This is a genomic window from Streptomyces sp. NPDC037290 (assembly GCF_055603245.1).
Map to the genome: position 1 here is coordinate 80,019 of NZ_JBVJVZ010000009.1, position 11,772 is coordinate 91,790.

At 72.6% G+C, this 11,772-nt stretch carries 15 protein-coding genes; 8 read left to right on the plus strand and 7 right to left on the minus strand.

Annotated features, from left to right (window positions below):
- Positions 1-23: 23 nt before the first annotated feature.
- A complete protein-coding gene (locus ACZ7HQ_RS28315; protein ID WP_470995536.1) occupies positions 24-620 on the minus strand; it encodes an ABATE domain-containing protein in 597 nt (198 codons plus the stop codon).
- A gap of 94 nt (positions 621-714) precedes the next feature.
- Between ACZ7HQ_RS28315 and ACZ7HQ_RS28320 the strand changes: the two genes are divergently transcribed.
- The 4 genes from ACZ7HQ_RS28320 to ACZ7HQ_RS28335 all read left to right on the plus strand — a co-directional run bounded on the left by ACZ7HQ_RS28320 (position 715) and on the right by ACZ7HQ_RS28335 (position 3,374).
- Entirely contained in the window at positions 715-1,947 is a 1,233-nt protein-coding gene (locus ACZ7HQ_RS28320; protein ID WP_470995538.1) for a cysteine desulfurase, read from the plus strand.
- Between the two features lie 51 nt (positions 1,948-1,998).
- On the plus strand, positions 1,999-2,424 hold the full coding sequence (locus tag ACZ7HQ_RS28325; RefSeq protein ID WP_470995541.1) for a MerR family transcriptional regulator: 426 nt from the start codon (positions 1,999-2,001) through the stop codon (positions 2,422-2,424).
- A complete protein-coding gene (locus ACZ7HQ_RS28330; protein WP_470995544.1) occupies positions 2,421-2,861 on the plus strand; it encodes a carboxymuconolactone decarboxylase family protein in 441 nt (146 codons plus the stop codon). The genes ACZ7HQ_RS28325 and ACZ7HQ_RS28330 overlap by 4 nt, the downstream gene beginning before the upstream one ends.
- Before the next feature lie 72 nt (positions 2,862-2,933).
- Positions 2,934-3,374, plus strand: a complete 441-nt coding sequence (locus tag ACZ7HQ_RS28335) for a DUF6314 family protein (RefSeq protein WP_470996168.1) — start codon at positions 2,934-2,936, stop codon at positions 3,372-3,374.
- Here ACZ7HQ_RS28335 and ACZ7HQ_RS28340 read toward each other — a convergent pair.
- The 3 genes from ACZ7HQ_RS28340 to ACZ7HQ_RS28350 form a co-directional block, all read right to left on the minus strand.
- Complete coding sequence (locus ACZ7HQ_RS28340) at positions 3,356-3,949, minus strand: histidine phosphatase family protein (protein WP_470995547.1); 594 nt, start codon at positions 3,947-3,949, stop codon at positions 3,356-3,358. The genes ACZ7HQ_RS28335 and ACZ7HQ_RS28340 overlap by 19 nt on opposite strands.
- A gap of 90 nt (positions 3,950-4,039) precedes the next feature.
- Positions 4,040-4,477: a GNAT family N-acetyltransferase gene (locus ACZ7HQ_RS28345; protein ID WP_470995549.1), complete on the minus strand. Its 438-nt coding sequence runs from the start codon at positions 4,475-4,477 to the stop codon at positions 4,040-4,042.
- Between the two features lie 11 nt (positions 4,478-4,488).
- A complete protein-coding gene (locus ACZ7HQ_RS28350; protein ID WP_470995552.1) occupies positions 4,489-5,970 on the minus strand; it encodes an aminotransferase-like domain-containing protein in 1,482 nt (493 codons plus the stop codon).
- Here ACZ7HQ_RS28350 and ACZ7HQ_RS28355 point away from each other — a divergent pair.
- Positions 5,969-6,880 (plus strand): DMT family transporter, encoded by a 912-nt coding sequence (locus ACZ7HQ_RS28355; RefSeq protein WP_470995555.1) that lies wholly within the window; start codon positions 5,969-5,971, stop codon positions 6,878-6,880. The genes ACZ7HQ_RS28350 and ACZ7HQ_RS28355 overlap by 2 nt on opposite strands.
- 19 nt (positions 6,881-6,899) lie before the next feature.
- The gene (locus ACZ7HQ_RS28360) at positions 6,900-7,127 is read left to right on the plus strand and encodes a DUF1918 domain-containing protein (RefSeq protein WP_470995557.1); all 228 of its coding nucleotides are present in this window, start codon (positions 6,900-6,902) and stop codon (positions 7,125-7,127) included.
- Here ACZ7HQ_RS28360 and ACZ7HQ_RS28365 read toward each other — a convergent pair.
- On the minus strand, positions 7,097-8,323 hold the full coding sequence (locus tag ACZ7HQ_RS28365) for a glycoside hydrolase family 10-like protein (RefSeq protein WP_470995560.1): 1,227 nt from the start codon (positions 8,321-8,323) through the stop codon (positions 7,097-7,099). The genes ACZ7HQ_RS28360 and ACZ7HQ_RS28365 overlap by 31 nt on opposite strands.
- Before the next feature lie 168 nt (positions 8,324-8,491).
- Here ACZ7HQ_RS28365 and ACZ7HQ_RS28370 point away from each other — a divergent pair, with 168 nt between their 5' ends.
- Together ACZ7HQ_RS28370 and ACZ7HQ_RS28375 are read left to right on the plus strand one after the other, a co-directional pair.
- Entirely contained in the window at positions 8,492-9,352 is an 861-nt protein-coding gene (locus ACZ7HQ_RS28370; protein WP_470995563.1) for a 3-hydroxybutyryl-CoA dehydrogenase, read from the plus strand.
- Positions 9,353-9,546: 194 nt separating this feature from the next.
- Positions 9,547-9,807, plus strand: a complete 261-nt coding sequence (locus ACZ7HQ_RS28375) for a hypothetical protein (protein ID WP_470995566.1) — start codon at positions 9,547-9,549, stop codon at positions 9,805-9,807.
- 9 nt (positions 9,808-9,816) lie between these two features.
- On the opposite strand, the gene ACZ7HQ_RS28380 is transcribed toward ACZ7HQ_RS28375, so the two are convergent.
- Together ACZ7HQ_RS28380 and ACZ7HQ_RS28385 are read right to left on the minus strand one after the other, a co-directional pair.
- The gene (locus ACZ7HQ_RS28380) at positions 9,817-10,353 is read right to left on the minus strand and encodes an NUDIX hydrolase (protein ID WP_400138070.1); all 537 of its coding nucleotides are present in this window, start codon (positions 10,351-10,353) and stop codon (positions 9,817-9,819) included.
- A gap of 65 nt (positions 10,354-10,418) precedes the next feature.
- Positions 10,419-11,759, minus strand: coding sequence for a transcriptional regulator (locus ACZ7HQ_RS28385; protein ID WP_470995569.1), 1,341 nt, complete (start codon positions 11,757-11,759; stop codon positions 10,419-10,421).
- Positions 11,760-11,772: the final 13 nt, after the last annotated feature.

Here is an 11,772-nt window from a genome sequence, read left to right on the forward strand (position 1 = left end):
AGCGCTGCAGTTTTATGCAACGGCTATCCGCTCTTGCGGGCCGCGTAGGCGCGGGCGGCCCGGACCCGGTTGCCGCACTTGGTCGTGCACCAGCGGCGGGCGCCGTGGGAGCGCAGGAACCAGCGGGCGCAGCCCTGGGCGGCGCACTCGGTGAGCTGGCCGGCGTCCGCGCCGGTGAGCAGGTCGGTGGCGTCCTCGGCGAGCAGCGAGAGGGCGGCGGCGGCCGGGTTTCCGGTGTCGGGGAGGTCGGCGCGCCGGGGGCCGTCGTCGGCCCAGGCGAGCCGCGGGGTGGCGGGCGCGGCGGCGAGGGCGGCGTTGAGGGCGTCCAGGGCGCCGGCGGGCGGGTGCGCCCCCGCGGCGCGGGCCTCGAAAAGGACGCGCAGTGCCTCGCGGAGGGCGCGCAGCCGTCCGGACTGCCTGCCGTTCAGCTCCACCCGGTCGGGCAGCAGCTCGCGCCGGACGAGCCACAGGTGCGCGGCCTCGGTGTCGTCCAGCAGGTCGATCTGCCCGTGACTGACCGTGAAGCGCGTGTTGACCAGCGCCAGCGAGACATACCGGTCCTCGCCCGGGACCGGGAGCTGGTGCAGGTGGACGGGGGTCTCATGAGCCACGGCCCTCATGGTAATCCTTGCGGTTCTCCGTGAGGAGGGCATACCGTTCCTCACGGAGAACATCTGGAAAAACCGTGAGATGAATCGTGAGAGGTGAGCCGTCGTGGCCTTCGACGTGCACGCGCTGCGCAAGGACTTCCCGATCCTGGAGCGGACCCTGGACGGCGGCACCCCGCTCGTCTACCTGGACTCCGGGGCCACCACCCAGAAGCCGCTCCAGGTCCTCGACGCCGAGCGGGACTTCTACCTGCACCACAACGCCGCCGTGCACCGCGGCGCGCACCAGCTCGCGGGCGAGGCGACGGAGGCGTACGAGCAGGCCCGGCACACCATCGCCCGGTTCATCGGCGCCGCCGACGACGAGGTGGTCTTCACCCGCAACACCACCGAGGGCATCAACCTCGTCGCCTACGCGCTGGGCAACGCCGGCCGGCTCGGCCCCGGTGACCGGATAGTGGTGACGGAGATGGAGCACCACGCGAACCTGGTCCCCTGGCAGCAGCTCGCCGAGCGGACCGGGGCCCGGCTCGACTGGTTCGGGCTCACCGACGAGGGCCGGCTCGACCTGTCCCGGGCCGATGAGCTGCTGGACGAGGACACCAAGGTGCTCGCGCTCAGCCACCAGTCCAACGTGCTCGGCACGATCAACCCGGTCCGCGAACTCGCCGACCGCGCCCACGCCTTCGGCACCGTGGTGGTCGTGGACGCCGCCCAGTCCGTGCCGCACCGCCCACTCGACGTGACGGAGCTCGGCGCGGACTTCCTCGCCTTCTCCGGGCACAAGATGCTCGGCCCGAACGGCGTCGGCGTCCTGTGGGGCCGAGCGGACCTCCTCGCCGGCCTGCCGCCGTTCCTCACCGGTGGTTCGATGATCGAGATCGTGGAGATGGACCGCACCACCTTCCTGCCGCCGCCGCAGCGGTTCGAGGCGGGCGTGCCGATGACCTCGCAGGCGGTGGGGCTCGCCGCGGCGGTGCGGTACCTGGAGCGGCTCGGCATGGCGGAGGTGGCGGCGCACGAGGACGCGCTCACCGCCCGCGCCCTCGAACTGCTCACCGAGGTCCCGGGCGTCCGGATCGTCGGCCCCACCGAGCTCACCGACCGCGGCTCGGCCGTCTCCTTCACGGTCGACGGGATCCACCCGCACGACGTGGGCCAGGTACTGGACGAGCGGGGCGTGGCCGTCCGTGTGGGCCACCACTGCGCCCGGCCGCTCGCGAAGCGGTACGGCGTCCCGGCGACGACCCGGGCGAGCTTCTACGTCTACAACACGCCGGCCGAGGTGGACGCGCTGGTGGAGGGCGTACGGGCAGCTCAGACGTACTTCGGGGGCTGATCGCGGACCGGCCTTGACCTGGAGCGCGCTCCAGGTTCTACCGTTCTTGTCATGACCAGCGGACAGCCTCTCCCGCAGGACCGGGAACCGTCGTTGACCATCGCCCAGGTCGCCCAGCGCACGGGCCTCAGCCACGACACGCTGCGCTACTACGAGAAGGCCGGCCTGATCGAGCGGGTCGGCCGGACCACCGGCAACCAGCGGCGGTACGACACGGCCGACCTGGCCTGGCTGGAGTTCCTGCTGCGGCTGCGCGAGACCGGCATGTCGATCGCCGACATGCAGCGCTTCGCGGGGCTTCGGGCACAGGGGGACGCGACGGTCGCCGACCGGCTGGCGATGCTCCGTGAGCACCGCGCCGAACTGGCCGACCGCATCCGGGCGCTCCGGCGCAACGCGTCCGCGCTGGACGACAAGATCACACACTACGAAGGGCTGCTCCACGACGGGCGGCCGGGAACGGACGAGTCGGCATGAGCGAGAGCACCATCCGTGAAGAGCGTTTCGCGCACGGCCTGGAGGTCCTGAACAGGGTCGACGGCGAGGCCGGGCAGCGGGTCGTGGACTCGCTCGCCGACATCAGCCCCGAGCTGGGCCACCAGATCGTCACCTGGGCCTTCGGGGAGATCTACGACCGGCCCGCGCTCGCCCCGCGCGACCGTCAGCTGGTCACCCTGGGCATGCTCACCGCGCTCGGCGGCTGCGAGGCCCAGCTGGACGTGCACGTCAACGCCGCGCTCAACGTGGGGCTCACACCCGAGCAGATCACGGAGGCACTGCTGCACTCCGCCGTCTACTGCGGCATACCCAAGGCGCTGAACGCCACCTTCGCCGCGAAGAAGGTCTTCGCCGAGCGCGGGCTGCTGCCGCTCGGACAGCAGCCCGCGGACGAGGTTCCGGCTACTTCTGCCTGATCGTGAGGAGCGGACGGGGCGGACGGGGGCACGCTCTAAGCTCGATGGCGGGCGACGACGAAAGGCACCGTGATGGGCTTCTGGCCGGTGGCCGACGTACTGGCCCATCTCGCCGGCCGCTGGCGCGTGGAGCGGGCCGTGCGGGATCTGGCGAGGGGGGACGTGGGGACCTTCTCAGGGGTGACCGTCTTCACGCCGCTGGACGACGGCGGCCTGCTGCACGACGAGTCCGGCACCTTCACCTGGCAGGGCGTGGCGCGCCCGGCGACCCGCACCCTGCGCTTCCTGCCGGGACCCACTTTGGGCACGGCCGACGTGCGGTTCGCGGACGGGCGGCCCTTCCACCGGCTGGACCTGACCTCGGGGCGGTACGTCGCCGATCACCCGTGCGCGGCGGACCTCTACCGGGGCGAGTTCACCGTCCGGGACGCCGACCACTGGCGCACGGTGTGGCGGGTCGGCGGCCCGGCGAAGGATCTGGTGCTGACCACGGACTACGTACGCGAGGGCTGAGCGCAGACACCGTCGAGGCGGAGGTTCCAGCGGCCCGCGCGGCCGGTGACGGTGGACGTGGACAGCGGGCGCACGTCGATGTTCCAGTAGGTCGCGGGCGGCGCCTTCAGGGCGTAGACCAGGGCCGCGCGGATCACGGCGGGCTCGGCGACGGCGACGATCCGGCCGGCGTCGTCCGCGGGGCGGGTGTCCAGCCAGCCGCCGACCCGGGAGATGAAGGCCAGCAGGGGCTCGCCGCCGTGCGGGGTGGCGCGCGGGTCGGCGAGCCAGGCGTCCACCGCCTCCGGCTCCCGGGCCATCGCCTCGCCCAGGGTCATCCCGCGCCAGCGGCCCATGTCGCAGTCCCGCAGGGCCAGTTGGACCAGCGGGGCGTAGCCCAGCGCGTCGCCGGTGGCCCGGCTGCGCGGGGTCGGCGAGCAGTAGCGCAGCTCCGCCGCCGCCAGCGGCAGCAGGTCCCCGGCGGCACGCTGCACCTCGTCCCAGCCGGCCTGGTCCAGCGGCCGGTCGTCGTCGAAGCGCTCCGCGAGCAGGGGGGCGCTGCGCGCGGCGGCGACGAACGTCACCCTCAGTGGCATGCGGTGATGGTGAGCCGTGGGTGAGTGCAGGTCAAGGGCTGCAGCCTGTGAGTTACGGCCGGTGCGCAGCCGCTCACCGCAGCGGGCCGCCTACCCGAAGAAGTGGATCATCCATTGCTCGGGGCGGTCCAGCGGCCGGAAGCCCACCTTCGCGTACACCCCCTGGGCGTCCTGGGTGGCCAGCAGCACGCGGCGCAGGCCGTACGGCGCCAGGTGGTCGCGGATTCGGCCGACGAAGGCCGTGCCGACGCCCTTGCCGCGCACCGAGGGGTCGACGTACACATCGGCGAGCCAGGCGAACAGCGCCTGGTCGGTCACCACGCGGGCGTACGCCACCTGGTCCCCCGAGGCCCGGTCGTACACCCCGAAGTTCAGTGAGGCCGCCATCGCGCGTTCGTGCTGCTCGCGGGGCCGGCCGAGCGCCCAGTAGGCGTCGGCCGACAGCCAGCCGTGGACACGCTCGACGTCGACGCGGGCGGTGTCGGCGGAGAACTCGTAGCCGTCGGGGAGGGCGGGTGTGTCGCTCATGGGCCGGATCCTCACAGGCCCAGGGCACGGGCGTCGACCGGATTACCCGGCGCCGCGCCCTGGAACACCTCGTCACAGGCCGTCCGCAGCCGACGTACCCCTTCCGTGATCTCCCCGGTGCCGGCGACGGACGCGAAGCTCAGGCGGAGGTGGGCGGCGGGCGGTTCGGCGCTGAAGTAGGGGCGGCCGGGGGTGAGGGCGACGCCCGTGCGCAGGGCGGCCGGGGTCAGCGCGGAGTCGTCGGTGCCGTCGGGCAGGCGGAGCCAGAGGTGGTACCCGCCGGACGGGATGTGCGACAGGGTGAGTTCGGGCAGGTGCGCGGTGAGCGCGGCCGTCATGGCGTCGCGGCGGGTCTTCAACTCGGCCGACAGGTTCCGCAGATGGCGGGGCCAGGCCGGGGAGCCGACCAGTTCCAGGGCCGCCTCCTGCAGCGGCCGTGGGACGAAGAAGCTGTCCACGACCTGGATGGCGCGCAGGCGTTCCAGCACCGGACCGCGCGCGGCCAGGGCGCTCACGCGGAAGCTGGGGGAGGTCGCCTTGGTGAGCGAACCGACGTGCACGACGACGCCGTCCGGGTCGTCGGCGGCCAGTGGCCGGGGCAACGGGCCCGCGTCGGCGTGCACGAGACGCCGCACGAAGTCGTCCTCGATGACGAACGCGCCGGCTTCGCGGGCGATGCGCAGCACCTCGGCGCGCCGGCCGGGGGCCAGTACGGCACCGGTCGGGTTCTGGAACAGCGGCTGGCAGACGAACACCCGGGCACCGCTGGCCCGGAAGGCGTCCGCGAGCAGGTCGGGGCGTACGCCGTCGGGGTCGACGGGCACCGGTACGGGGCGCAGTCCGGCGGCGCGGGCGAGGGCCAGCATCCCGGGGTAGGTGGGCGACTCGACGAGGACCGGGGCGCCGGGCTGGGCGAGCGCGCGCAGGGCGGTGGCCAGCGCGGACTGGCCGCCCGCCGCGATCAGCACCTCGGCGGCCGTGACGGACCCGCCGATCTCGCGCGCGAACCAGTCCCGCAGCTCCGGCAGCCCCTCCAGCGGCGGCCTCCCCCAGGCGCCCGGCCGCCGTCCGGCCCGGGCCAGGGCCGCCGCCATGGCCCGCTCGGGCTGGAGCGAGGGATGCGGATAGCCGCCGTTGAACTCCAGCACACCGGGCGGCGGTGCGGCCAGCGACACGGTGACCCCCGACGCGTCGACCGTGCGCGGTACGAGTTCGGCCGTGCCGTCGGCGCTCAGCGCGACCTCCTGCCAGGAGGTGTCCCCGGCCGCGGCCTGCGGGGCGCGCGGTCCGGCCCGGAACGCACCGGCTCCGGGGCGGGTGACCACCAGCCCCTCCGCGGCCAGTTGGGCGAGGGCACGCGAGACGGTCACCGGACTCACGTGGAACTGCTCGACCAGTGCCCTGCTCGACGGGAGCTTTCCACCGGGAGAGTAGCGGTCGAGGTCCCGCCGAAGGCGTTCCGCCAGTTCAGTGACGCTGCTACGCTGGTGCATGAGAACACAGAGTAGCGCTACTGCCCCGAGTCGGATAGCGGTCACCGCTCCCCGCGAGCGCCGGGGCCTCGGCACCGGCCTCGCCGCCCTCGGCGTCGCCTCCTTCTCCCTGACCTTCCCGGCCACCGCCTGGGGCCTGGAGGGATTCGGACCCTGGTCGCTGGTGGCCGTGCGCTGCGTCCTCGCCGCGCTCGTCGCGGGCGGCTGTCTCCTCGCCCTCCGGGTTCCGCTGCCCGGTCGCCGGCATCTGCCGGGCCTCGCCGTGGTCGCCGCCGGTGTGGTGCTCGGCTTCCCGATGCTGACCACGCTCGCGCTGCAGACCTCCACCACCGCGCACGCCGCGGTCGTGGTGGGTCTGCTGCCGCTGACCACCGCCGTGTTCTCGGCCCTGCGCACCGGCAGCCGTCCCTCGCGCCGGTTCTGGCTGGCCGCGCTGGCGGGGGCCGCCGCCGTGGTCGCCTTCACCGTGCTCCAGAGCGGCGGCGCGCTCACCGTCGCCGACGGCTTTCTGTTCGCGGCCCTGCTGGTGTGCGCGGCCGGGTACACCGAGGGCGGCCGGCTGGCCCGGGTCATGCCGGGCTGGCAGGTCATCGGCTGGGCGCTGGTGCTGTGCCTGCCGCTGAGCGTGCCCGCCGCCGCGGTGGCGCTGGCGTACGAGCCCGTGCGGCTCACCGCGCACGGCATCGCGGGTGTGCTGTGGGTGGCGCTCGGCTCGCAGTTCGCCGGCCTGGTCGTCTGGTATCGCGGAATGGCGGCCATCGGCATCCCGCGGGCCAGCCAGTTGCAGTTGGCCCAGCCCCTGCTCACACTGGTGTGGTCGGCGCTGCTCCTGGGCGAGCACTTCACCGCGGCCGCTCCGGTGACCGCCGTAGCCGTGCTCGTGTGCATCGCCGTCACACAGCGGTCGTGATCCCGAGGAGGGCCTGCAGATGCGTGCAACGAAGGGCGACCACCTCATCCAGCACGGCAGGGTGGTCGGCCAACACGACCAGGAATCCGAAGTAGTCGAAGTACTGGGTGCCGAGGGCAGCCCGCCCTACCGCGTCAAGTTCAAGGACGGGCACGAAGCGATCATGTCCCCCGGACCCGACTGCCAGGTCAAGCACCGGGACGAGCCGGCGATGGATCAACGGGGAGGCTTCGCCGACCGGCCGTAGTGATCGGCGATCACGCGTGACATCGCCCCGACCGGGTCGGCCGCCACGTCCCTGGCGGCGAAGAACACATGCCCGCGCACCTGCGGGTAGCGGGCGGCGAGGGTGAGGTGCCGGGACAGCTCGACCGGGTCCTGCCAGGCCGAGGGCTGCCCGGCGGCACCCGCCTTGTACAGGGCCTCGCCGAGGTACAGGTGCGTCCTGGTGCCCTCGGCCACCGACGCCCACCAGTCGACCAGCTTCGCGTAGTCGGCGTCCGCGAAGCCGATGTTCCAGTACAGCTGCGGCACGACGTAGTCGATCCAGCCCCCGCGCACCCAGCTGCGGGTGTCCGCGTACAGGTCGTCGTACGTCTGCACGCCCGCCCGGGTGTCCGAGCCGCGCGGGTCGGCCGAGGCGTTGCGCCACACCCCGAAGGGGCTGATCCCGAACCGGGTACCGGGCCGGACCCGGGCGATACCGGCGGACATCTCCTTCACCAGCTTGTCGACGTTGTCCCGCCGCCAGGCGGCCCGGCTGGAGAAGTCGCCGCCGTACCGGTCGTAGGCGTCGTCGTCGTCGAAGGTCTGCCCGGCGACCGGGTAGGGGTAGAAGTAGTCGTCGAAGTGGACGGCGTCGACGGGGTACCTGGCGAGGGCGTCGAGCATCGCCTGCTGGACGAAGGCGCGGACCTCCGGCAGGCCCGGGTCGTAGTAGAGCTTCCCGCCGTACACCACCACCCAGTCGGGGTGTGCGCGGGCGGGATGCGAGGCGGCGAGCCGGCCGGGATCGGCGTGGTTCGCGACCCGGTACGGATTGAACCAGGCGTGCAGCTCCAGACCGCGCAGATGGGCCTCGTGCACCGCGGTGCCCAGCGGGTCCCAGCCGGGGTCGCGGCCCTGGGTGCCCGTGAGGTACGCGGACCAGGGCTCGTACGGTGACGGCCACAGGGCGTCGGCGGTGGGCCGCACCTGCAGGATCACCGTGTTGAGCCGGTCGCGGGCCGCCCTGTCGAGGTGGGCGAGCAGTTCCTTGCGCTGGTCCGCCGCGGTGAGACCGGGCCGGGACGGCCAGTCCCGGTTGGACACCGTGGCGATCCACACGCCGCGCAGCCCGGCGGACGCGCGCGGCCCGCGATCGGCTGCCGCCGCCGCGCCCGGCGCCATGACCAGCGGCGACAGCGCCGCCAGGGTGAAGGCCCGCCGTGAGAGCCGTCCCATCGCACATCCCCGTACACTCCGGATCCGCTCCGTCACGGATCGTTCCGCGCCCCAGGATGCCCCCACCCGGGCGATCGATCATCGATACTTGGCGGTAACGTGCACGATCGGAGCAGGCGCCGAACCCGGAGGTCCTGCCGAGCGAGCCGGAGAAGCGAAGGGGACGATGTGACCGACATCGAACGCGTCGGAGTCGTGGGCTGCGGCCAGATGGGCGCCGGCATCGCCGAGGTGTGCGCCCGCGCCGGACTGGACGTGAAGGTGGCCGAGACCACCGGCGAGGCCCTGGAGATCGGCCGTACCCGGCTGTTCAACTCCCTGGCCAAGGCCGCCGAGCGCGGCAAGATCAGCGAGGAGGAGCGGGACGCCACGCTGGCACGGCTGAGCTTCACCACGGACCTCGGCGAGTTCGCCGACCGCGACCTGGTGATCGAGGCCGTCGTGGAGAGCGAGCCGGTGAAGACGGAGATCTTCCAGGTGCTCGACCAGGTGGTCACCCGCCCGGACGCGATCCTCGCCTCCAACACCTCCTCGATCCCGCTGGTGAAGCTGGCGGTCGCCACCTCCCGCCCGGACCACGTCGTCGGCATCCACTTCTTCAACCCGGCCCCCGTGCAGAAGCTGGTCGAGCTGATCCCGGCGCTCACCACCTCCGAGGGCACCCTCAGCCGCGCCCAGGTCTTCGCCGAGAAGCTGCTCGGCAAGCACGCCATCCGGGCCCAGGACCGCTCCGGCTTCGTGGTCAACGCGCTGCTCGTGCCGTACCTGCTCTCCGCGATCCGGATGTTCGAGTCGGGCATCGCCAGCCGCGAGGACATCGACAACGGCATGGAGATGGGCTGCGCCCACCCGATGGGCCCGCTGAAGCTGTCCGACCTGATCGGCCTGGACACCATCGTCTCCATCGCGGGCTCGATGTACGCCGAGTACAAGGAGCCGCTGTACGCCGCTCCCCCGCTGCTCCAGCGCATGGTCGAGGCGGGCCGGCTGGGCCGGAAGACCGGCTCGGGCTTCTACACCTACGGCTGATCACACAGAGCTACGCCTTACGGGCCCGGCACCGCACGCGGTGCCGGGCCTGTCCGTTTCACACACCGTGTGCGCTCCGGGCACGCATATGCCCCTCGCACACGCTCCCCACGCGCCCACCAGGCGAGTTGACTCATCATGCGCATGCAAGGGATGCGGAACCACCCATTTCGACCACCGAAAGGAGCGGACCCGTGACCGCCGATCCGGAGCATCCCGTGGTCCAGGGAGAACTCGCAGAGTTACGACGCCGCCTCGACGTCGCCTACGCCAGGGTCGAGGGCGGGCTCGCGTTGCTCAGCCACCGCACCGAGGAGACCGCCAAGGACCTGGACGAGCTGAACTCCCGCATGGTCTCGCTGGAACACGCACGCTGGCCGCTGCCCTCCCTCGCCGCGCTCACCGCCCTCGGAGCGCTCGTCGTGACGGTCTGGCAGGCGCTGGCCGCCCACTAGACAAGGGCCCTAGCCCTCGGCGAGCCTGAGGTGGTGCAGCAGGAGTAACGCGGCCGCCATGTTGGCGGCCGGGACCTCCCCACGGGCGATCAGGTCGGGGACGAGTTTGAGGGAAACCCATTCCCGGCGGTCCGACTCGAAGTCGTCCACGGGATGCCCGACGTACTCGCCCCGGTCGGACCAGTAGATGTGGTGCCGGGCGTCGGTGAGGCCGTTGGACGGCTCCACGCTCATGAGGTGGTGCAGGGGCCCCGGCCGCCAGCCGGTCTCCTCCTCCAGTTCCCTGGCGGCCGCGCTCGCGATGTCCTCGCCGTCCTCCACGACGCCCGCGGCCAGTTCCCATCCCCAGCTGTCGGTGATGAACCGGTGCCGCCACAGCAGCAGCACCTCGTTGGCCTCGTTGACGACCGTGGCCACGGCCACGGGCCGCAGCCGGATCAGGAAGTGGTCGAGGTGCCGGCCGTCCGGCAGCTCGACATCCGCGAGATTGACGCTGAACCAGCGGTTCGCATACACAGTTTGTTCGTTCTGTTTCGTCCACTGCACGGTTCTGCCACCTTCCACCGAGTAAGTGGCAATATCGCAGCAGGGACTGTGCACCTACAGTGGGCCTACAGCGGTACGCGCAGTGCCCCGTCGATGAGTTCGGCGGCCTCGGCTGTCCCGGCCGAGCCACAGCGCACCAGGTGCTCGCGTACCGCGCGGAGTCTGTCGCGCAGCCGCTGGGACTCCATCCCGCGGGCCTGCTCGGCCATCTGCACGGCGGTGGCCACCGCCTTGTCGGCGTTTCCCTGGCGCAGCTCGATGGTGCTCAGCATGGCCAGCCGGTGCACCCGCCCCCGGTCGTGCGCGGGGTTGTCGACCGCCGCCGCGGCGTGCTCCCGGGCGGCGGCCAGCTCGCCGAGGCTCAACAGGGCCTCGGCCACCTGCACATTGACGAGCCCCGGCTGGACATAGCCGGTCTCGTCCGGCTCGTACCCGCGCCGGATGTGTTCGGCGGCGGTCTCCGCACGCCGGATGCATGACAGGGCGCTGCTCGAGTCGCCGAGGTGTGCGTACGCCTTGGCCTGCATGGCGTACAGGTCCGAGGCGAGCGCCGGGGTGATGTGCCGGCCGGCGGCCCGCAGGGCGGCCTCGGCGAAGGCGACGGCCTGCCGGTACTCCCGCATGAACAGCGCCTGGTTGACCAGCAGGGCTATCACATAGGCGCCAAGTCCCCGGTCGCCGCTGGCCTTTGCCAGCCTGAGCGCCTGGTGGAAGTAGCGCTGCGCGAGACCGTGCGCGTCGGAGTCGTACGCGCAGATGCCCGCGATCGCCACCAGTCCACCGGTCGCACGGTGCAGTTGGCGTCCGGTGGCGTCGGTGTAGCTGCCGCGCAGCAGTGGCGCCGCCTCGGCGTTGAGGAAACCGACGATGCGGGTGCGGGTCGCGATGCCGCCGGCCTTGCGGTACATCTGCTCGTAGTGCGCCCGCGCGGCCCGCAGCATCTCGATGTCCGCCGCGGTGACCCGGTGCCGGCCGCCACGCGAGACGTCCACGTCCTCGGGCGGGTTCTCCCACTCCCACACCGGCATGACGGCCGGGGTCCCGGTGACGGCGGGGGCGCCCAGCACATGCGGCCGCTGCTGTTCGTCGGAGCGCCACAGGGCGGTGGCCCGCTCCACGAAGCCGTTCAGTGAACCGGCGTGCGGGGTGCTGGGCTCGCCGGGCACGCCCAGTCCGATGTCGTCGAGGGTGACCGGACGGTGGAGACGGGCGGCCAGCACCTCGCAGATCAGGTCGGGCACCTGGCCGCGCGGCCGCTGGCCCTTCAACCAGCGCGCCACGGCGGTGTGTTCGTACCGGAGCGCCAGGCCCCGTCTGCGGCCCGCCTGGTTGACGTGGGCGGCGAGGCCGGCGTGCGAGATCCCCGCCTCGTCCAGGATCGCGTCGAGCAGAGTGTTGGGCTGCATGGGATGCCCCCCG